The organism is Asticcacaulis excentricus CB 48, assembly GCF_000175215.2.
Classification (GTDB): Bacteria; Pseudomonadota; Alphaproteobacteria; order Caulobacterales; family Caulobacteraceae; genus Asticcacaulis; species Asticcacaulis excentricus.
The window spans coordinates 68,490-87,988 of the sequence record NC_014816.1 but is presented as its reverse complement, the minus strand read 5'-3'; the positions used below and the strand labels follow the sequence as shown (position 1 = coordinate 87,988).

Below are 19,499 nucleotides of genomic sequence, written 5' to 3'. Positions count from 1 at the left end.
CTTATGCGACGGGCCGCTCAAGCGTCACGCGACGGCCCGCAGCCTCCTCTTTTAGGCGCACGATCCACGGGGCGTCAAAGGCGAAATGACCCAGTCTTTGTGGCCACTCGATCAGGCAGAGATGCGTGTCGGCCAGTTCAAACAGGCCGATCTCGTGCACCTCCTCCGGGTCGGTCAGGCGATAGAGGTCAAAATGCGCGATATCGAAATCACGGCCTTCATAGGTCTGGACGATGGTGAAGGTCGGCGACGGCACGTCTTCGTCTGGCGTCGTCAGTGCCCGAATCAGGCCGCGCGCCAGGGTCGATTTTCCGGCTCCCAGATCGCCCAACAGATAGACCACGTCCCCGGCCTTAAGCTGGGTCGCCAGCCACGCACCCCACTCGGCCGTGGCACCATCGTCAGCCAGAAAGCAATCGTCGGATTCGGAAAAGGTCATAGGGCAGGGCGGTCCGGATCGAGCGGCAATTCCCGTTCGATATAGGTCTTCAACCGCTCGCACAACAGGGCCGCCTCATCATCGAGCTGTTGGGACGCCATGACCGGTCCCACGGTCAGGTCAAACCGCTTGCCAGCTTTGTTTAGAAACTCATGGAACAGGGTGATGTCGCGCAACTCCTGCGACACGCGGTTGAAGGCATGAAACCATACCGAATTGGGACCAGACAGGTGCATAGGCACCAAAGGCGCGTTGTATTTCTGCGCCAGCGACAAGGCCGTCGTTTGCCACGGCGGATCACTGAGTTGCCCGTTTGCGCCGCGCCGTGCCAGCCGCCCGGCTGGAAACAACACCACACATTTTTCGCTTTCGAATGCCGCGCGTGCCGCATTCAGTGTGGTGCGGGTCTTTTCGCGGGTGCGCTTGGCCTCGACCCATTCAACCGGGATCAGTACGTCTGCGAAGCGGGGATTGACCCGCAAGGCGTCGGCATTCGCAAAAAACGTGATGTCGGATCGCACCCGACGCAGACAATCATAGACCGCTATACCATCGGCTATGCCGGTCGGGTGATTGCAGATGACGACGCAGCGCCCTGTGGCCGGGAGACGCTCGACCCCGCGCGGGACGACCTCAAGCGACAGAAGGCGTGAGATATACTCAAGCGCCGCGTCTCCGGACAGGTCCTCAATCGCTTGCGCCATGCGCACAGCCCGACCGTAGCCTAGAAGGCTGTAGAGCAGTGGTCGCGCCACCGGCCACACGATGGATGAGGCCAGACGCGGCGCACGTTCGATAATCAGTTCTTCGACAATGTTACGCGGCGTCGGTAAAGACATCCTGCCCCTCCCCAATCTCTGCGGGTTTCGTTAGCCCGTTAATCTTGCTAAGACTATCCTATGCCTGCTTCGCACACGCCGAACCCAGCCCCCAAAAGCCAGGATTCCCGTCGCCTGAAGGCCAGGGGCCCTTATCTCTGGCTGTGGTTTGCGGCCCTCACTGGTATCATATTCGGCTTTGTAGCCTTGTCATGGGGCTGAATCTGTTAACCAAACCCTTAACAGATGCCGCATAACGCGCGTATAGTCGCTCTGTTCGAGAGGGGCTGAGCGCCGGATGACCAGAAAGCACATACTTTACGCGATAATGTTCCTGATCGGGGCCGCTGTACTCGGTAGCGTCGGCTACTGGCTATACTGGGACAACTTCGTCCGCTGGCAGCCGGTGACGATTACCCAAAAGCAGAAGGATATTCAGGAGCTTCTTGATGCATCGGGCTACGCAGCATCGGGCAAGGAGGGGCCTGAAATCTGGGTCATTACCTATCGCAACTGCGCGACGTGCAAGGTATGGGAAGATCAGGAACTGCCGAAGTTTGAAGCCATTGCTGCTGACATTCGGATGGTCCCCTTCGCCCCAATGGACGTCGAAGGCAAGGTGACGACGACTGCGTCAGAACGTTCGACCATTGCTGAGATCTGGCTCAACCGTTCCTATCCGCTCTATAAACAGTGGCGTGCCGCGAATGAAGAGACGTGGCAACCGGGTTTCCGCGCTGCCGACGGTGATCTGGCGCGCTCGGCGGTGGTCCAAGCCAGCCGTGACTTCATTGCAAAGCTAGAGCCGCTCCTTGGTGATAATGGTGTGCCGATTCGCTATCCGCTGATCATATGGCGCGATGGCACGCAACACATCCGCGTCTGCGCCTGTTCGGACGAACGCATGTACCACTATGTGCGCGACGACCTACACGCGCCGTCGAAGCTCGAAGGAGCACAGGCTCCGGCCCTGAAAATCGAGGCCCAGGCCACCGCCGCGGCTGAAACAGTGGCCAGCGATAGCGCCAGCGCCACCGGCAATTACGGACCAGATAGCCGGTAGGTTCTCGCACGGTTTTATGACCGATGACATGGAAGGTTTTTACAAACCGACCCCATCGGCTCAAAAGATGACCTCAACCTGTATGCCTACACAGGCGGTGACCCAGTTAATAAAAGTGATCCGACGGGCCTAGCGAACACCTTTTCCGCAGAGCTTGGCTTCGAGTTGACCCCAGGAATTGGAATAAAGGGTTCAGCAGGTTGGCTTCTGCAATTGCCTAGTAATGGCGAGAGTTGGAGTGATCCCAACAATTATGATGTGGGCTACACAGTAAACGTCGGAGCAACGGCTGGGGCTAAAGGTGATGTTGGCATTTCGGCGGGAATGCAAGAGGGCGGAATTCCGACTGCGGTCGACAATTCAGTGGCCGTTTCAGGGTCTGCCGGCCCCGTGGGCGTTCAAGCGTCAAAGCTAATTGGATCAACTGATAAGTCGAGGGTCCCGAGTAGGTCCGACCAATTGTCAGGTGCCATAAAAAGTGCTGTTAATGAGACAATGCAAGCCAAAGCTGCAGGGAAGTTTAATGTTCTGGGAGGTCCTAAAGTGGGATTAGGATTGTCTGGCTCATTAGAAGTTAGGGGAACGGTATCTGGTAAAAAAATGATCACCGAACAGTTTAATAATTTGAAGAAGATGTTTGATGATGCCCTCAGAAAGAAATGAGTTATGAATATAGTAAAAATTGGCGACGCCTTTCTTATTGTGATAGTTTTTTCCTACATGGTTTATAGGTTCAATAATTCACAAATTGATAATGTGGTTAACCCTTTTTTCGCCGTTCCTTTATTTGTCATTATTGGCGGCCTGCTTAGGTATTTTCTTATTAAAATTCAAGACAATTTAAATAAATAACAATATTATTGTATATTTTATATTAAATTGCGTCAATTGTTGTATTCGGATTTGACGCACCACCGCACTATGTGCGGTATTATAAGTAGAATGAATTATTATTGGAACAATTTTTGAATTGTTTGGGAGGCTTTATATCGGGTGACTGTTAGATTGAATATTGTGCTGGGGTAATCGGCGGTGAGAACCGCGCGGGAGCCCGAGATGGCGAAATCGAGTAAGGTAGGGAGCGTCAACCCCGGAAGGAGACGCGCCATGGACTATTTCTGCGGACTGGATATCGCGACGGAAACGACGGCTTTGTGCGTCGTGGACACCGAAGGTACAGTTATCTGTCAGGCCTCGATAGCCACAGACCCTGAGGCCATTTACCGGTGCCTCAAACCCTACCTGCGTAAACTCAAACGCGTGGGGCACGAAGCCGGATCGTTGTCACCCTGGCTGCATCCGGAGTTGCTGGCCAGGGGACTGCCGGCGGTGTGTCTGGAGACGCATCATGTGCGCAACGCCCTGAAGGCGCAGCGCAACAAAACCGACGCCACCGATGCCCTGGGTCTGGCCCATATCGTCCGGACCGGGTGGTACAGGTCCGCACACATCAAGTCAGAAAACGGCTATCGTCTGAAGTTACTGCTGACCCAGCGCCGTAACCTCAAACGCAAGTTCCTCGATATCGAAAACACCATTCGGCACTCGCTCAAGGCCTTCGGTATCCGTCTCGGCGCCGTTGGCCGGGCCGGTTTCGACAATGCCGTGCGCCGCGCCGTTGCCGATGATGAGCTGACCGCCACGCTGATGGACGCCATGCTGACGGCCCGTGCCGCGCTGTGGCTGCAATATACCAAACTCCATGCCCTGGTCGTGCGCTTCGTCGCTCAGAACGAAGTCTGCTCACGCTTCATGGAAATCCCCGGCGTCGGCCCCGTCGCCGCCATGACCTTCATGACCGCGATCGACGATCCCTCGCGCTTCAAACGCTCGCGCGATGTCGCCGCCTACTTCGGACTGACCTCGAAACGCTGGCAATCCGGCTCCTCCATCGATATCCAGGGACGTATCTCCAAGGCCGGGGACGCGGATGTCCGGCGCGCCCTCTACGAAGCCGCCTCCGCCATGCTCACGCGCTTCAAAGGCAAGGACAAAGTCAAATCCTGGGGGCAGGAGATCGCCAAACGCGGTTGCCACAACAAAGCCGCCGTCGCCGTGGCCCGCAAGCTGGCTGTCATCATGCATGCCATGTGGACCGATGGCACCTGCTATGTCGGAGATTCCAGCGCCAGCGAAAGCGATCGCGCCGCGAAAGCCTCCGGAAAACGTAAACGCCTGCTTGGAAACCTAGCTTAACTCAACTCACTCCCACCGCACTTACCTATGGAGCCCTTTTCGACATAGAAATCCGCCGCCCTGGCGGAGGATACGGATGCAGACCCTGGACACGGAACGTACGCTATCTTGCCTGTGGCCAACCCGATCGTAAGATCCCCGGACCACGCTCTTATGCTCGTAATGATACCCCGTGAACCCGACCTAAAGGTGCGCCGTGACGGACGCATCCCCGCCCCCATAAACGCCGAGGCCGGGGCCCTCATAACCGTCAACGAGCGCGGACACATGCACGGCGCATCCCGTATCAACCCCCTCAGGCGACCTTCTCGCATCGTCGAAATGAACTTGCCCCGTTTATGTCCAGGAGATCAACATGCGAAAACGAAGACCAAAACAACATCTTTGTATTGACTCAACCACGCCGATTACACAGGCAGGATAAAAAGGCGGAGAGGCTCTGGGGCGTAATCCTGTGCGATAGTCTATATTTTACAGAGTGTTATGCGGGTTGCGCGAGAGGTGCGCGGTGCTCCCGTTGAGGTGTGAGGCCGCTACCTGCCTGTAATCTATCGCTAATTTGTGAGGTTTGCCGGATTTAAGCGCTCTGTGGCGAGGGCGGCGACAGTGTCCTGCAAGAGCTTTACGCGGTCTGTGAGCCAGTCGAGTTCTTCGTCGGTGACGGTGTAGTCGGCCGAGTATCGGGCCTCGACATAGGCGCGGCGCAGGCGGTCGAAGGCCTGACGGTGCAGTTTGGTCTCAGCGGGCCAGATGCCCTTGAGGCGGTCGTCCAGTGCTTCGGCTTGGGAGCGCAGCATGGTAATGCGGTGGCTCTTGGGGCTGTACAGGGTCAGCACCAGCAGGACGCAGTGATAGAGCGCCTCCACGGCCTGATGCAGGTTGAACGCTGCCAGTGGCAAGCTGTCTTGGCTTCGATGGAACCCTGCGCCTGCGATGAAGTCCGAGCCCCGCTTGAACCACTGTTTATAGTAGCCCTGAGCTTCGGCCATGACCTCGTCCGGGGTCAGGGCCTTGGGTTTGGCCAGTGGATGGCCGGAGGCTTCGTAGAGGACAATGCCGTCGCGGACGATGTCCGTAAAGAAGGGTCGGCCGCGGGCGAGTTGGTCGTTCACATCGGCCAGATCGTGGACGATGAAGTTGACCGGCGTGTCGATGTTGTGGGTGATAGTGAAGTCACGGACGAACCGTTCGTCGGCGGCGGACCAGTACTCATGCAGGTCGGTGAAGCTTTGGCCGTTAACGATGACGAGCAGATCGAAGTCCGATTTATAGCCGGAGTGCTTGTCGTCCACCCAGTCGCCGCGCGCCATGGAACCGAACAGGATGACCTTCAGAATCTGACCGGACTTGCGCCTGGCAGAGAGCTTTGTGCGCACGGCGTCGTCGAAGGTATCGAATAGAACTTTCAGCGCGAATTGAAGCTCGCGCTGCTTCGTAATGGGGAGATGGTCGAGACTTCCAATCGTCATGGACTAATACTAATGGGGTCTTGCATCTTTCGTCAAAGGTATTATTGACAAATATACAACCTTAAGTTAAATGCGGCGATACGGATTTCTAATTGGATGGCTTCGCCGAAACTTTGGTGTTTAGGCTAAGGTTTGAACTCCATCAACTGGTTCTTGATTTCCTATGGGCGCGTTCAGTTGAGCTTTTATCGTAAGCAGGTGGCACGTCTGCCCAACTGAAGCATTGGGCGAAGGCGAATTGCCATGGTTAAGGCGTACAAAAGCGAGGCCTATGCCGCCCTACACGAAATGATGCACGGGTTGTACGAGATGGGTAGCATCGACAAGACAACCATGCGCCAATTCGATCGCGCCTGCCTTTTGCCAGAACTTGCCTTGAGAACCGCCCGTATCAAGGGGATCTGCGGGAAGAAAAAGATTTTTAGAGCGTTTTAGGTCTTTAGTTCAACGTCTAACGAATCTTATTTCGCGATAGCAAAGTCATTTGAATGGTCCAGCGGACGCAGTTTCGGATCTGTTTCTTCAAGGTACGCTATTCAATTGAGTTTAAGTGCTTGGCATCCATCGGTGATCTGCTTCTGTCGTGTACGCTCCTTGCGACGGTGACGGCTGGAGAGCAATTGGCGAGCCAAGCTCTCACATGAAGGGGAATGTGATGAAACTCCACAACGGGGATACGATCCCTCCAGAGATGCTAGAGCAGGTGCAGGCTCTCGAAGCCATGCCTGATAGCGCGATCGACTTTAGTGACGTACCTGAGGCCCTAGACTGGTCAAAAGCGACCCGCGGTAAATACTACAGGCCCATGAAAAAGCAGATATCGGAAGAGCAAAATGGCGGCGCAAATGTTGGAAAAGCGGGACGCGGACTCGATGAACTGATGGCGGAGCTGTCGGCGGAAGATCGCGCGGCCGTTCGGGCGCAAACGGCCGCACTGAAGTCCAAGATTTAAGGTCTTTGAGCCTTCCCCTAGCCCGCCAACCGTAGCCAGTAAGAGATAGCTCGAAGTCGGGGGTGGGGCAGCCTGCCGTGGTCGATGGCGAGGCGCGGCCCACCGTTCATTCCGAGCGCGGCGCCAATTGTCGCTGGCCCGGCCAGTTGACCCGCATCAGCGATGCAAAGTTGGTTAAGAGGGTTCATTGAAATGTGCGACCTCAATATAATTCGTGCGGAAAATACATGAGAAGGCGTGCGAAACGATCATTAGGGATGATCGTGTCCCGTGACGTGGTGTAACTGAGCGCTAGGCATCAGTGGTTTCCGGACGGGTCCGGATTTTCGTCAGCTTGCCACGGCTGGCATGCTGAGAACGGGATCATCGCTGAGTTGTGCGATGGTTTCAAGGGTGATGTAGCGGCCGCGTTGAACCGTCCACTCGTCGTTCTGCTCCAGCAGGATAGCCCCAACGAGGCGTATAATGGCATCATCGTTCGGGAAGATGCCCACGACATCGCAACGGCGCTTGATTTCGCCATTGAGACGCTCAATCGGGTTTGTGCTGTGAAGCTTGATGCGGTGCTCCTTTGGGAAGGTCATGTAGGCCAGGACGTCATGCTCAGCCTCGTCCATGATCGTTGCCAGCTTTGGCATTTTGGGCCTGAGCTGATCGGCGACGTTTCGCCATTGTGCGCTGGCGGCTTCAGGCGTTTCCTGAGCGAAGGCGGTACCGATGAAGGCCGAGACGACCCGGCGGCCACTCTTGCCTGCATGGGCGCAGACATTGCGCATGAAGTGTACGCGGCACCGCTGCCAGGTGGCGTTCAAAACCTTCGATACCGCGCCTTTGATCCCGATATGTGCATCGGAGACGACCAGCTTGACGCCGCGCAGACCACGACGGGTCAGGTTGCGTAAGAACTCTGCCCAGATCGGTTCAGCTTCTGACGTGCCGACCTCCATGCCAAGAACCTCCCGGCGGCCGTCGGTATTGACGCCCACAGCGATGATGACGGCGACGGAGACAGTCCGGGCCCCACGGCGAACTTTCAGGTAGGTGGCATCGATCCAGATATAAGGCCATTCCCCCTCGATCGGACGATCGAGAAACGCCTTCACGCGCTCATCGATTTCCTCACAAAGGCGGCTGACCTGGCTTTTCGAGATGCCGCTCATGCCCATGGCCTTGACCAGGTCGTCGATAGACCGCGTCGAGATGCCCTGAACGTAAGCTTCCTGGATAACGGCAGTCAGTGCCTTCTCGGCCATGCGCCGTGGCTCCAGAAAGCTCGGGAAATAACTGCCTTTGCGAAGTTTCGGAATACGCAGTTCGACCGTGCCGGCGCGTGTTTCCCAATCCCGATCGCGATAGCCGTTGCGCTGGACCATACGTTCGCCGCTCTTCTCGTGGTAAGCCGCGCCGGTCACAGCGCCGACCTCCATTGCCATCAGGCGCTCGGCGGCAAAACCTATCATCTCACGCAACAAATCGCTGTCGGAGGTCTTTTCAACAAGCCCTTTCAGGGCCATCATCTCTTTGGTCATCGGTGGTTCTTTCGTCTCTGGAATGAGTGTAGGAACCCAAACCATATCCGAAAATCACTGATGGCCAACCCGCGACGCTTCAGGCTCGCCTGGCCCTTGAATGGGGCCGCGAGCCTAGCGCTTCGCTCTTACCCAATTACACCACCCGGTGGGACACGACCTTAGGGATGGCTGCGGCGGAAAAAACAGGGTTATTTGCGCTCTCGCGGAACCCGAAGAGGGCCAACTTTGACTACCGCCTTCTTTTCTAAAAAGCCAATGGGCCTGACAGCAGCAGTAGTAGTTGAATCTTTGTCGAAGAGTCGCTGAATTCAGCGCACCTCACTTAGACATGCCAAGTTGTCCGGATTTTACAAAGGGGCGCGAAAGATGGCGAAAGCAGCGGACTTTTTATCGGACATTGAGCGTAACGAATGTTCTTATCTCTGGAATTAAATATATGATATTAGACAGAAAATAGAAAATAAATAATGGACATAGAGGCGGACATGGATCGGGACCAGCATGCGGGGTTTATAGCGCCGATAACCTCCGGCATTGAGGTCCGAGCTAGGGTTGAACTGACCGATCTGGCGCTGGCTTAGTGCAAAAATCGGCGGCTTTCCGACATGATTTGCTGCCCGAAATTGCGGCGTCTCTCGCCAATCTTATTCGCTCGATAAACTTATGACAACGGCCTGAGCGGAGGCCACAACACACATCACGCAGATATCGAACGCGCGCGTCGTCCGGGCTACCGTGCGAATAGCCATAAGGGTGATCTGCATATGGAAGGCGAAGCGCCCATCGCTGTTCAGATGTGGGTTGATCGGGGCGGGTTGCCAGGCATCTCTTAGCGCTTTGAGCGTGTCGGAGATCCATCGGCGGTTTTCCCGCGCGTCTGGCAGCACGTTGTATGCGAGGTCTATTCCCGGCCCATTAGTGGTTGCGGTCCTTGGGTCGTGAGTGAAAATTTGCTTCGTCTTGAAGGAAACCCGCTTCGGCGTCATCCTGCCGTATTGAAGCCCCATTGAACGGGCAGCATAAATACTCATATGTTTGCTGAGACGCCATCCGGGAGACCCTTCATGCGCGCGACCCTGATTTCGCTGGTGCTGCTTTCTGCGCCGGGTGCGGTGATCGCGCAGGACGTCATCGACCCGAACCACAAGCCCAACTTTACCGAGCGCACGGACAAGATGACGCCTGCGCAGCGTGAGGCGGAAATCAAGCGCATCTTTGCCGAATTTGACCGCAATCGCGACGGCTCCATCACCGAAGATGAGGCCCCACGTCTGCCGCATACGGGCAATGACCCCGAGGCGGTAAAGGCCGATGCGAAGTTCTTCATCTCGCTCTATGATGACAATGAAGATCATAAGGTGTCGTTCGACGAATACCGTGCCAAGGCCGCTCTGGCTCTCATTGGCCGAGAAAAAACGACGCAGGCATCCAAATAAGGACTTTCCTTATCGCCAAAGCGGCGCGGCTGGTCTAAAAACCCTTGCATGAGCGAACAGACGGCCCCCTCCGAATCCCCCAAAATGTCCACCTTCGGCTTCCGCGATGTGGAGGCTAAGGAAAAGGTCAATCTGGTCCACGGCGTTTTCAAAAACGTCGCCGCTAAGTATGACCTCATGAACGATGTCATGTCCGTGGGCGTCCACCACCTGTGGAAGGATGCGGCCTGTGCCAAGCTCAATCCGCAGCCGGGGGAAGTGATCATCGACTGTGCCGGCGGTACGGGCGATATTGCGCGGCGTCTGGCTAAGCTGGCGCGCGCTGCCAAGGCCCGCCGGGGCGGCAAGGACGCGGAGATTCGCATCATCGATTATAATCAGGCGATGATAGAGGCAGGCATCCAGAAGGGTTCTGAGCCGGAAATCACCTGGTCGGTTGGCGATGCGATGAATCTCGCCATCCCCGACAACAGCGTTGATGCCTACATCATCTCGTTTGGTATCCGTAACGTCGCTGATGTGCAGGTAGCACTCAATGAGGCCAAACGCGTGCTAAAGCCCGGCGGTCGCTTCTTCTGTCTGGAGTTTTCACATCCGACGACCGGCGTTGTTGAAAGCAGCTACGAGTTTTACGCTTTCAAAATCATCCCCTTCATGGGGCAAATGATCGCCAATGACCGCGACTCCTATCAATATCTGGTCGAAAGCATCAAACGCTTTCCCGATCAGGAGACTTTCCGCGGCATGATGGATAAGGCGGGCTTCCGTCGCACAGGCTACACCAACTTCACCGGCGGGGTGTGCGCCCTGCATTACGGCTGGGCGTAAGCCTTGGCGTCGGTGTTCGGTTCTTTTTTCCGCCTGATCAAGGCCGGGTTCGTCCTGATGCGCGAGGACGTGCTGATCCCGCGTGAGCTGAGCTATCAGCTCAATCCGCCGTCGCGTTTCTTTTCCAATGCCTTGCGTTTCTTCTTTGCGCGTCGTGGACCGCAAGACCGCGTGGGGCTGCGCTATGCCCGTGCCTTTGAAAAGCTGGGCCCGGCCTTCATTAAGTTGGGACAGGTGCTCTCCACGCGCGGCGATATCTTCGGCGACGCCTTTATCCGCGACCTCAGTCACCTGAAGGATCAGTTGCCGCCGTTTGATAAGGCTACGGCGCGGCGTCTGGTCGAAGAGGCCTTGGAAAAACCGGTCGATGATATCTTCTTTGAATTCGGCGAAGTGATTGGGGCTGCCTCCATCGCGCAGGCCCATCGCGCCATACTGAAAGATGGCCGGCAGGTGGCGGTCAAGATTCTGCGACCTGGAATCGAGCAGATCATTGCCGATGACATCGCCATGATGACGCTGGCGGCCAAAATTATCGCCTTTCTGTCACCTGCCTCGCGCCGCCTGGAGCCCGAAGCCTTTGTCGCCACGGTCGCGCAGTCGCTCCTGCTTGAGCTGGACCTGCGGCTTGAGGCCTCGGCGGCGGACGAACTGGGCCAGATTATCAATGCCGAACCCTACATGTCGGCCCCCAAAGTGGTCTGGCACCACGTTGCCAGGCGTGTTCTGGTCATCGAATGGGCCAAAGGCATACCGCTCAGCCGTCCCGAAGCCCTGACCCAGCCGGGACTACAGCCCCAGGCCATGGCCGATAACCTGATCCGCGCCTTCCTGTCTCAGGCCCTAAACCACGGCATGTTCCACGCCGACCTGCACGAGGGCAATTTGTTTGCGCAGGCGCCCGATAAACTTACTGCGATCGATTTCGGCATTGTCGGGCGATTGAAGCCCAAGGAACGGCTCTATCTTGCTGAAATGCTGTGGGGCTTCCTGCGCCGTAACTATAAGCGCGTGGCCGAGGTCCACTTTGAGGCAGGCTACGTCCCAAAACACCACGATGTTCAGGCCTTCGCGCAGGCCCTGCGCGCCGTAGGGGAGCCGGTGCTGGGCCGGGCGGCGACGGAGGTCTCAATGGGACGGCTTCTTACGCAACTGTTTGAGATCACGGCGCAGTTCGACATGCACCTGCGACCGGAACTGGTCCTGCTGCAAAAGACCATGGTCAGTGTCGAAGGCGTGGCGCGGCGCATCTATCCGGAACATGACATCTGGGAAGCGGCTCGGCCGGTGGTGCGTGACTTTATCCAGTCGGAACTGTCGCCCGTGGCCGAAGCGCGACGTCTGATCGACAAGCTGGTACATAAGCTGAAGCTGGATGACGACGACACGGCAGACCGCGAACGTGAACGGCGGGCGCTCATTTCCCTGCAATCCGAACTGCGTCAGAGCCGAACCGTCTCGACCTTGGCCCTGATTGCCTCCGTGCTGGCACTGGGTGTTATGGTGTGGATCACGGTCTTGCAGTCCTGAGACGGCCTCTACTTCCTTTTTTCGCCGAAGAGTTTCAGTCCATAACGCCGCTCTCGTAAAGGGTTGGCCTTAGGGATCCATTAACTAACTTACCCCACCTTTGGATAGCTGAAATCCATTACAAGGGATGATCCGCCATAGAGCGGGTTGTGTTTGGGGTAGAATAAACCATGCGTACTCTTCGTGCGCGCCTGCAGGGCGTCATCTCTGTGCTGATTATCGGCGCGCTATTGAGCTGTGGACTGGCGTTTCTGATCGCTCAGGCCGGGCGGCAGGGGCTTCAGACCGTCTATGCTGACCGGGTTATCCCGCTGGAACAGCTTAAGGGTATCAGCGACAACTACGCCGTCCTCATTGTCGATAATGCGCACAAGGTCCGCGCCGGAACGGTCAGCTTTGATGACGGCGTGCGCAATATGGACGAAGCTCTGACGCGTTCGGATCAGCTTTTTGACGCCTATATGCTGACATGGATGGACGCGAACGAAAAAACCCTCGCGCAGGCGGCAAAGGCTCAGAAAGAGAAGGCTAAGGCCTCCATTGCGCGCTTACGGGATATTATGCTTCGCAAGGATCAGGCGGCGCTCGAAACCTATGTGTCGAGCGAGCTTTATCCCTCCATCGACCCGGTCACAGCGGCTTTTGATGTTCTGGTAAAGCTACAGGTTGCCGAGGCCAAAAAATCGTTTGATGCGGCCTCGCAAAAACAAAATACTCTTCTATGGGCGTTAGGGGCGGCGTTTCTGGTCAATTTTGCGCTGGGTGTCGCCGGTATCTGGATCGTGCGTCATCGCGTCATCGCGCCGATCAATAGCCTGACGGCGGTGATGACTCGTCTGGCCAGGGGCGAATACCAGACCGAAGTGCCCGCCCGTGAGGCGCGCAACGAAATCGGGGAAATGGCCCGCGCGGTTGAGGTGTTCAAATCCAATGGTCTTGAGCGGCAAAGGCTTGAAGCGGCAGAAAAAGCCAGTTTGGCGCAACGCGAAGCACGAGCGCGCCTGATCGAGGACCTGGTCCAGCGCTTTGATGCCCATACCCGCGAAAGCATTCAGTTTGTCTCGGTGGCTGCCACGGAACTGGAGGCCTCGGCTGAAAGCCTGACGTCCGGTGCAGAGGAGACGACGCGTCAGAGCACCGTCGTCTCATCGGCCTCGGAAGAAGCTTCAATGAACGTGCAGACCGTTGCCGCAGCGACCGAAGAAATGGCCGCGACCGTGCAGGAGATCGCCAGGCAGGTTCAGGGATCGGTGCATATTGCTCAAAGCGCTATCGCTGAAGCGCAGCGCTCCTCAGAGGTTATTCACAAGTTGTCAGACGGAGCGCAGCGCATCGGTGACTTCGTCAGCCTGATTACGCAGGTTGCGTCCCAGACCAATCTTCTGGCGCTGAACGCCACCATTGAGGCGGCGCGTGCTGGCGAGGCGGGCCGGGGCTTTGCCGTGGTCGCCAGTGAAGTCAAGACCCTGGCTCAGCAGACCTCTAAAGCATCGGCGGATATCGAAGCCCAGGTGCAGGAGATCCAGTCCGTCGTCGGCGAGGCGGTGGCGGCCATTGATCATATCCGCCGCACGGTGGATCAGATGTCCGAAGCCTCTATGGCGATTTCAGCGGCGGTCGATGAGCAGCACGCCACGACACAGGAGATTGCCCGCAATGTGCAGCAGGCGTCGCAAAGTACAGTCGAGGTGGCTCAAAACATGTCGGGCATTTCGCGAGCGACCGAAGAAACCACGGCGGCCGCCACACAGGTGCTGGGTGCCTCAGGAGAATTGTCGCGTCAGGCCGACAGTCTACGCAAAGACGTCCATGAGTTCATTTCGGGAATCCGGGCCGCCTGAGGCAGCTGCCGACAGTACAGGGGTATTCCATGATCACCATATTTCACCGCCTTGGCGAACGTATCGCGGAAACCCAGCAGAAGGCCGACCAGAACGTCCCGGACGAACCGGTGTGGATCGACCTTTTCAATCCCACCGAGGAGGAACTGCGGCATCTCCCGCAAAACCTCAATATCGCCCTGCCGACGCGTGAAGAAACCTGGCGCAATCACGCGCTCAACCGCATGTACACGCGCGATGGTACCGCCTATATGACCGCTGCCGTCATCAGCGACGACCGCTATGCGCGCGCCTGCGGAACGGTGACCTTCATCCTGACGCCGGACTTCCTGATTACGCTGCGTGATATCGATCCGCCGCCCTTTCTGGCGCTTCAGGAACGCTTGCTTTTGACGCCAAAGGCCTTTCCGGAGAGTGTAGACGTCCTGACGGGATTGCTGGAAGCCATTGTGCTGCGTACCGTGGTCCATTCCGATGAGGTGATTTCCGGTCTGGACGGCCTGTCGCGGCGCATTTTTTCGCCGCGCGGATTTGAAGGCGAGAAGGGGACGCCCTCGGACATCATGCACGGTGTGCTGCAGTCATTGGGCTTGCTGGCCGACCTCAACTCACGCATCCACGAAAGCATATCAAGCCTTCAGCGCGTGGCGGGCTTTCTGCGTACCCATACGCCCGCTGGTCAGTCTGATCATAGCCGCGCATTGGGCACCCTGCTCAAGGATACGCAGTCCATAGCCGAGCAGACGACCTTCCTGTCGAACAAGATCAGCTTTCAGCTTGATGCCGCGCTTGGAATGATCAATGTCGAACAGAACCAGATCGGCAAGATCTTTTCGACCACGGCGGTCTTCTTTCTGCCGCCGGCGCTGGTCGCTGGCATTTACGGCATGAATTTCGACCACATGCCGGAACTGCACTGGGCCTTGGGCTACCCACTGGCGCTGGGTCTGATGGGCGTGGCCGTGCTCGTGCCCTACTGGGTGTTTAAACGGCGTGGTTGGCTTTAAGTCGGTTGGTGTCGGCCAGATAACCGGCGATCATGCTGGGATGCATCGGCTTAGCGAATAGATAGCCTTGCGCCATGTCGCAGCCCATTTCGCGCAAACGTCCCAGCTGTTCCGGAGTTTCGACGCCTTCGATGATCGATTTCAGCCCCATATCGCTGCACAGCCCCGTCATGGAGCGCACCACCTTGCTGGCGCAGTCGTTTTCGATATCGGTAACGAAGCTGCGATCGACCTTAATGCGGTCAAGCGGCAGGCGGTGGACATAGCTCAGGGACGAATAGCCGGTGCCGAAATCGTCCAGCGACAGGTGGCAGCCAAGGGTTTTCAGCATCTGCATGGACTGGCGGGCCTTGACGAAATCGTGTGCCATCGCCGTTTCAGTGATTTCAAAGTCGATGCGTCGGGGGTCAATACCGGACGCATTGACGATGGCTACAAGTCGCACCACCCCTTCGGCCGCGCAGATGTCATGGGCCGACAGGTTGAACGACAGACCGATTTCTTCAGGCCAGTTACGCATCTCACGCAGTGCCTTTTCCAGAAGCACTCGGGTGACGCCGCCAATCAGGCCGGCACGTTCGGCCACAGGGATAAACACATCCGGTGCGACGAGCCCTAACTGCGGGCTGTACCAGCGAGCCAGAGCCTCGAAAGACAGCACGCGACCGGTTTTCAGATCGACGATGGGCTGGAACAGCTGGATCAGCTCGTGTTCGAGATCTGCAGACAGAAGATGGCGCTCTATCTGGGTCTGGGTACGGATTTCCGCAGCGTGTTTGTCGCTGAACAGGACGGTCTGACCACGCAGATTGCGCTTGGCGTAATAGAGCGCATAGTCGGCATTTTCGAACAGGATTTCCGCGGACTGTATGGTCTTACTCCACGTCGCCATGCCAATGGAACAGGCCATGTGGGCGTGTGTGCTGCCGATGGAGAAGGGCAGGCGTACAACATCCGTCAGGTGGCGGCCCACCTCACTTAACGCTTCCTCGCAAGCCGCATCGCGTACGATCAGCCCGAACTCATCGCCCCCCAGGCGGTAGATGTCCGCCTTGGCGTCTATGAAGCCGAGGCAGGCCTTCTCAAGCCGACGCGCGGTTTCGCTCAACACCCGGTCACCGGTGGCATGTCCATAGGTGTCATTGATCGGTTTGAAGCCATCGAGATCCAGCACGCCAACAGACAGGGCCAATCGTCCGGCCTGCGCCTCGGCAAAGGCTTTTTCCAGGTCGTGAAAGAAGCGGCGGCGGTTGGGCAGTTCGGTCAGAGCGTCGAGATTGGCTATGCGAAAGTTTTCGTCCGATAGGGCTTGCGTTTCGGCCTGCTTAGTCATCAGGTCGCGACGCGAACGCACCAGATCAGCAAAATCGCGATAATGCGTCATCAGAATGGTCAGAATGGCGATGCTGACCAGCACGATATTCACGGCAATGGCTTGTTCGGTCTGATCACCCCACAGACCGAAAAACAGGATAAACGGCACATTGACGATCAATGTCACCATGATGGCGGCCGATCTCAGGTGCATAAGGCAGAAAATGCAGCCAACGACCGTGATCCCCATGTAGAAGATAACATGGCCCTGCGCGTGCGCATCCCCATAGGGGTGCAGGCTCAAGCCCCAGCTCATAAAGCCAATAGCCAGAAACGCCGCCATCTTGGTAGTGCGGCGAAGCTGAGCGACGGCAAAGTCAGGCGTCACGTTCTGGTGACGCTTGCGCCACCAGTGAATCCCACGCACAGCCGCGATCAGGCACAAGGTGCCCGGCAGCCATACCGACAGCCACAGGGGCGCGAGGTGAGAAAAGGTATAGCTGACGGCCAGAGAGCTGACGATCAGCAGGAAATAGAGCAGCGGCACCTGGCGTGACAAGGCGCGAAACTGCGCCACCGCCAATTCGGGATCATTGGCAGAGACGCTGAAAAGGGCACGCACGGTTTTACTTAAGGATCGCACAGCTTTGACCGGAAGGTTGCTATTTGCGATCACCTTAAATCATTTTATCTAAAAAGAATTTAATCGACGCTGGGGTCAAAATTATCACGTCTGATTGTACGGCGCTCCGCCTCGATCTGCTTCTGCTTGCGCCAGTAGCGGGCCCCGTCTGAGGGCCGGAACAGGGTGCGCGGCGCTCCGTTTCTGGTCATTACGGCAAAGACATTGCGTCTGGAGTCGTAAAACAAAGTGTCTCCATTGTTACGGGTGAGGGTTTCAACACCCTCAGGCGGTGCATGGATAAAACCGTGGACCATGCTGAGCCATTCCTCATAGGACCGCGCCCCCACCTCGGCTCCATGCTTTTCATAGTGATGGGTGGCGTTTTGATAGGCGCTGTATTTGCGGTTTGATGACCACAGGGGCCAGTCACCATAGCGGGTGGAGGTAATTTCCACCTTCGGGCCGACGGGCAGACGCATGGCGTCGCTGTCTTCGCGCTTTGCCGGGGCGTCGGCCTGAACCGGCGGTGGTGCCTCAGACGGGCGGGTGCGGCGCGCAGGGGCCTCGACCGGGGCCACCTGTGCGGCCTGTGCCTCGCCCTTTTCATCCGACAGGACGGTCGACGGCCCGGCATCGCAAGCCGCAAGCCACAAAAGCCCCAATGCCACCAGAAGGCGTTGTGCGATCCTCATACGTCCCCCATATGTCTTGCCAGACCCTCGCAAAGGCCATTAAAGACCTTGTCATGACTGTTGCAAGCCCACCTCGTATCCTCCTGATCGTCGGCGGCGGCATTGCCGCCTATAAGTCTTTGGAGCTGATCCGCCTCATCAAAAAGGCGGGACTGGCGGTAAGCGTCGTCCTGACGAAGGCGGCCCAGCAGTTCGTCACGCCCTTGAGTGCCGCCGCCCTGTCGGGAGACAAGGTCTATACGGACCTTTTTGACCTCACCGATGAGACCGAAATGGGCCACATCAGCCTGTCGCGTCAGGCCGAACTGGTGGTGGTGGCTCCGGCGACGGCCAATCTGATGGCCTCTGTGGCCAATGGGCAAGCCGATGATCTTGCAACCACGCTTTTGCTCGCCACCGACAAGCGCGTTCTGATGGCGCCAGCCATGAATGTCCGTATGTGGCATCACCCGGCGACCCAGCGCAATCTGGCGACCTTGCGCGCCGATGGCGTGCTGTTCACGGGGCCTGACGAAGGTGATATGGCCTGCGGCGAGCATGGTCTGGGCCGTATGAGCGAACCCGAGGCTATTTTTGGGGCTATTCAGGCCGCCCTGAAGCCGAAGGCCCGACCCCTGAACGGTCGTCACGTGCTGATAACAGCGGGGCCGACCTTTGAGCCTCTCGACCCCGTGCGCGGTATCACCAACCGCTCCTCCGGCAAGCAGGGCTATGCCATTGCGGCGGCGGCGGCTGATGCCGGCGCGCGCGTCACTCTGGTCTCCGGCCCGGTCAGCCTGCCGACGCCTGCGGGGGTCACCCGTATCGACGTGGAAACGGCGGCTGAGATGCACGATGCCGTGCACGCCGCCTTGCCTGCTGACGTCTTTGTCGGTGTTGCGGCTGTGGGCGACTGGCGCGCTAAGGAAATCGCTCGCGACAAGCAGAAGAAGGGTGTGGACGGCGAGTTGACGGTGACACTGGTTAAAAATCCGGACATTCTGGCCAGTATCGGCCACCACCCGACACAGCGCCCGCCGCTCGTCATCGGCTTTGCGGCGGAAACGCGCAATGTTGAAGTGTATGGCCAGACCAAGCTGCGCACTAAGGGGGCCGACGCTATTCTGGCCAATGATGTCTCGAAGGACGTCTTTGACCGTGACACCACCAATATGATCCTTATAGACGCTTCGGGCCCGACGGCTGGCAAGCACCTGACCAAGGCCGAAGTGGCCGCCGATCTCATCCAGTATCTGACGACAAGGCTAAAATGACCTACACCCCAACCGCCCATATCATCCAGTTGCCGCACGCGGCTGGTCTGGCACTGCCCGCCTATGAAACGGAGGGCTCGGCCGGTCTCGACCTGCGTGCCGCCATTTCGGACGGTGAGGTGCTGACGCTCAAGCCGCTGGGGCGGGCGCTGGTTCCTACCGGGCTAAAGGTCGCGGTGCCGCTGGGGTTTGAGGTGCAGGTGCGCCCGCGTTCAGGGCTGGCACTGAAGTTTGGCATAACCTGCCTCAACTCGCCGGGGACGGTGGATTCCGATTATCGTGGCGAGGTTGGGGTCATTCTGGTCAATTTAGGGACCGAAGATTTCGAAATTCGTCGTGGCGACCGTATCGCTCAGATGGTGGTGGCACGTCACGCCCGTATCGAATGGGAAGTGGTCGAAAGCCTTGACGATACAGCGCGCGGGGCGGGCGGCTTCGGCTCGACAGGGCGAGGCTGATCCTTTTATTTCACGAAATTGTGCAGGGTCGCTGGGTTTACCCGAC

The 19,499-nt window shown here is 57.6% G+C and carries 19 protein-coding genes and 1 pseudogene; 13 read left to right on the top strand and 7 right to left on the bottom strand.

Going from position 1 to position 19,499, the window contains the following annotated elements:
• Position 1 precedes the first annotated feature (1 nt).
• Together tsaE and ASTEX_RS00375 are read right to left on the bottom strand one after the other, a co-directional pair.
• Entirely contained in the window at positions 2–439 is a 438-nt protein-coding gene (tsaE, locus tag ASTEX_RS00380; protein ID WP_013477615.1) for a tRNA (adenosine(37)-N6)-threonylcarbamoyltransferase complex ATPase subunit type 1 TsaE, read from the bottom strand.
• Positions 436–1,278, bottom strand: coding sequence for a GNAT family N-acetyltransferase (locus tag ASTEX_RS00375; RefSeq protein WP_013477614.1), 843 nt, complete (start codon positions 1,276–1,278; stop codon positions 436–438). The genes tsaE and ASTEX_RS00375 overlap by 4 nt, the downstream gene beginning before the upstream one ends.
• Before the next feature lie 277 nt (positions 1,279–1,555).
• Here ASTEX_RS00375 and ASTEX_RS00370 point away from each other — a divergent pair, with 277 nt between their 5' ends.
• From ASTEX_RS00370 to ASTEX_RS00360, 4 genes and pseudogenes are all read left to right on the top strand, one after another.
• A complete protein-coding gene (locus ASTEX_RS00370; protein ID WP_013477613.1) occupies positions 1,556–2,320 on the top strand; it encodes a hypothetical protein in 765 nt (254 codons plus the stop codon).
• 42 nt (positions 2,321–2,362) lie between these two features.
• A pseudogene (locus ASTEX_RS20930) lies at positions 2,363–2,440 on the top strand (hypothetical protein); the annotation flags it as partial.
• A 45-nt stretch (positions 2,441–2,485) separates the two neighbouring features.
• The gene (locus tag ASTEX_RS19730) at positions 2,486–2,983 is read left to right on the top strand and encodes a hypothetical protein (protein WP_245532511.1); all 498 of its coding nucleotides are present in this window, start codon (positions 2,486–2,488) and stop codon (positions 2,981–2,983) included.
• Positions 2,984–3,427: 444 nt separating this feature from the next.
• Positions 3,428–4,516, top strand: a complete 1,089-nt coding sequence (locus tag ASTEX_RS00360) for an IS110 family RNA-guided transposase (RefSeq protein ID WP_013477612.1) — start codon at positions 3,428–3,430, stop codon at positions 4,514–4,516.
• Between the two features lie 554 nt (positions 4,517–5,070).
• Here the strand turns inward: ASTEX_RS00360 and ASTEX_RS00355 are convergent.
• The gene (locus ASTEX_RS00355) at positions 5,071–5,985 is read right to left on the bottom strand and encodes a nucleotidyltransferase and HEPN domain-containing protein (protein WP_013477611.1); all 915 of its coding nucleotides are present in this window, start codon (positions 5,983–5,985) and stop codon (positions 5,071–5,073) included.
• Positions 5,986–6,228: 243 nt separating this feature from the next.
• On the opposite strand from ASTEX_RS00355, the gene ASTEX_RS20625 reads away from it, so the two are divergent.
• Both ASTEX_RS20625 and ASTEX_RS00345 read left to right on the top strand, forming a co-directional pair.
• The gene (locus tag ASTEX_RS20625; protein WP_013477610.1) at positions 6,229–6,420 is read left to right on the top strand and encodes a hypothetical protein; all 192 of its coding nucleotides are present in this window, start codon (positions 6,229–6,231) and stop codon (positions 6,418–6,420) included.
• A gap of 220 nt (positions 6,421–6,640) precedes the next feature.
• The gene (locus tag ASTEX_RS00345; RefSeq protein WP_013477609.1) at positions 6,641–6,937 is read left to right on the top strand and encodes a hypothetical protein; all 297 of its coding nucleotides are present in this window, start codon (positions 6,641–6,643) and stop codon (positions 6,935–6,937) included.
• Between the two features lie 329 nt (positions 6,938–7,266).
• Here ASTEX_RS00345 and ASTEX_RS00340 read toward each other — a convergent pair whose 3' ends face one another.
• Positions 7,267–8,466: an IS256 family transposase gene (locus tag ASTEX_RS00340; protein ID WP_013477608.1), complete on the bottom strand. Its 1,200-nt coding sequence runs from the start codon at positions 8,464–8,466 to the stop codon at positions 7,267–7,269.
• A 647-nt stretch (positions 8,467–9,113) separates the two neighbouring features.
• On the bottom strand, positions 9,114–9,500 hold the full coding sequence (locus tag ASTEX_RS00335; protein WP_041658376.1) for a hypothetical protein: 387 nt from the start codon (positions 9,498–9,500) through the stop codon (positions 9,114–9,116).
• A gap of 33 nt (positions 9,501–9,533) precedes the next feature.
• On the opposite strand from ASTEX_RS00335, the gene ASTEX_RS00330 reads away from it, so the two are divergent.
• The 5 genes from ASTEX_RS00330 to ASTEX_RS00310 all read left to right on the top strand — a co-directional run bounded on the left by ASTEX_RS00330 (position 9,534) and on the right by ASTEX_RS00310 (position 15,111).
• Positions 9,534–9,905 (top strand): EF-hand domain-containing protein, encoded by a 372-nt coding sequence (locus ASTEX_RS00330; RefSeq protein ID WP_013477606.1) that lies wholly within the window; start codon positions 9,534–9,536, stop codon positions 9,903–9,905.
• A gap of 84 nt (positions 9,906–9,989) precedes the next feature.
• On the top strand, positions 9,990–10,733 hold the full coding sequence (locus ASTEX_RS00325; protein WP_041658661.1) for a class I SAM-dependent methyltransferase: 744 nt from the start codon (positions 9,990–9,992) through the stop codon (positions 10,731–10,733).
• A gap of 12 nt (positions 10,734–10,745) precedes the next feature.
• Positions 10,746–12,263, top strand: coding sequence for a 2-polyprenylphenol 6-hydroxylase (gene ubiB, locus ASTEX_RS00320; RefSeq protein ID WP_245532546.1), 1,518 nt, complete (start codon positions 10,746–10,748; stop codon positions 12,261–12,263).
• A gap of 170 nt (positions 12,264–12,433) precedes the next feature.
• Positions 12,434–14,104, top strand: coding sequence for a methyl-accepting chemotaxis protein (locus ASTEX_RS00315; RefSeq protein ID WP_013477603.1), 1,671 nt, complete (start codon positions 12,434–12,436; stop codon positions 14,102–14,104).
• Between the two features lie 29 nt (positions 14,105–14,133).
• On the top strand, positions 14,134–15,111 hold the full coding sequence (locus ASTEX_RS00310; RefSeq protein WP_013477602.1) for a magnesium transporter CorA family protein: 978 nt from the start codon (positions 14,134–14,136) through the stop codon (positions 15,109–15,111).
• Here the strand turns inward: ASTEX_RS00310 and ASTEX_RS00305 are convergent.
• Both ASTEX_RS00305 and ASTEX_RS00300 read right to left on the bottom strand, forming a co-directional pair.
• Entirely contained in the window at positions 15,089–17,047 is a 1,959-nt protein-coding gene (locus ASTEX_RS00305) for a putative bifunctional diguanylate cyclase/phosphodiesterase (protein ID WP_245532510.1), read from the bottom strand. The two genes, ASTEX_RS00310 and ASTEX_RS00305, sit on opposite strands and share 23 nt — an antisense overlap.
• 80 nt (positions 17,048–17,127) lie before the next feature.
• Entirely contained in the window at positions 17,128–17,742 is a 615-nt protein-coding gene (locus ASTEX_RS00300) for a hypothetical protein (RefSeq protein WP_013477600.1), read from the bottom strand.
• A gap of 53 nt (positions 17,743–17,795) precedes the next feature.
• Between ASTEX_RS00300 and coaBC the strand changes: the two genes are divergently transcribed.
• Complete coding sequence (gene coaBC, locus ASTEX_RS00295) at positions 17,796–18,995, top strand: bifunctional phosphopantothenoylcysteine decarboxylase/phosphopantothenate--cysteine ligase CoaBC (protein ID WP_041658374.1); 1,200 nt, start codon at positions 17,796–17,798, stop codon at positions 18,993–18,995.
• A complete protein-coding gene (gene dut / locus ASTEX_RS00290; RefSeq protein ID WP_013477598.1) occupies positions 18,992–19,453 on the top strand; it encodes a dUTP diphosphatase in 462 nt (153 codons plus the stop codon). The genes coaBC and dut overlap by 4 nt, the downstream gene beginning before the upstream one ends.
• The last annotated feature ends 46 nt before the right edge of the window (positions 19,454–19,499 follow it).

Bases quoted from the DNA above. Each gene is read 5' to 3' on its own strand.
- tsaE (WP_013477615.1), bottom strand. From the start codon at position 439: ATGACCTTTTCCGAATCCGACGATTGCTTTCTGGCTGACGATGGTGCC.
- ASTEX_RS00375 (WP_013477614.1), bottom strand. From the start codon at position 1,278: ATGTCTTTACCGACGCCGCGTAACATTGTCGAAGAACTGATTATCGAA.
- ASTEX_RS00370 (WP_013477613.1), top strand. From the start codon at position 1,556: ATGACCAGAAAGCACATACTTTACGCGATAATGTTCCTGATCGGGGCC.
- ASTEX_RS00360 (WP_013477612.1), top strand. From the start codon at position 3,428: ATGGACTATTTCTGCGGACTGGATATCGCGACGGAAACGACGGCTTTG.
- ASTEX_RS00355 (WP_013477611.1), bottom strand. From the start codon at position 5,985: ATGACGATTGGAAGTCTCGACCATCTCCCCATTACGAAGCAGCGCGAG.
- ASTEX_RS20625 (WP_013477610.1), top strand. From the start codon at position 6,229: ATGGTTAAGGCGTACAAAAGCGAGGCCTATGCCGCCCTACACGAAATG.
- ASTEX_RS00345 (WP_013477609.1), top strand. From the start codon at position 6,641: ATGAAACTCCACAACGGGGATACGATCCCTCCAGAGATGCTAGAGCAG.
- ASTEX_RS00340 (WP_013477608.1), bottom strand. From the start codon at position 8,466: ATGACCAAAGAGATGATGGCCCTGAAAGGGCTTGTTGAAAAGACCTCC.
- ASTEX_RS00335 (WP_041658376.1), bottom strand. From the start codon at position 9,500: ATGAGTATTTATGCTGCCCGTTCAATGGGGCTTCAATACGGCAGGATG.
- ASTEX_RS00330 (WP_013477606.1), top strand. From the start codon at position 9,534: ATGCGCGCGACCCTGATTTCGCTGGTGCTGCTTTCTGCGCCGGGTGCG.
- ASTEX_RS00325 (WP_041658661.1), top strand. From the start codon at position 9,990: ATGTCCACCTTCGGCTTCCGCGATGTGGAGGCTAAGGAAAAGGTCAAT.
- ASTEX_RS00315 (WP_013477603.1), top strand. From the start codon at position 12,434: ATGCGTACTCTTCGTGCGCGCCTGCAGGGCGTCATCTCTGTGCTGATT.
- ASTEX_RS00310 (WP_013477602.1), top strand. From the start codon at position 14,134: ATGATCACCATATTTCACCGCCTTGGCGAACGTATCGCGGAAACCCAG.
- ASTEX_RS00300 (WP_013477600.1), bottom strand. From the start codon at position 17,742: ATGAGGATCGCACAACGCCTTCTGGTGGCATTGGGGCTTTTGTGGCTT.
- coaBC (WP_041658374.1), top strand. From the start codon at position 17,796: ATGACTGTTGCAAGCCCACCTCGTATCCTCCTGATCGTCGGCGGCGGC.
- dut (WP_013477598.1), top strand. From the start codon at position 18,992: ATGACCTACACCCCAACCGCCCATATCATCCAGTTGCCGCACGCGGCT.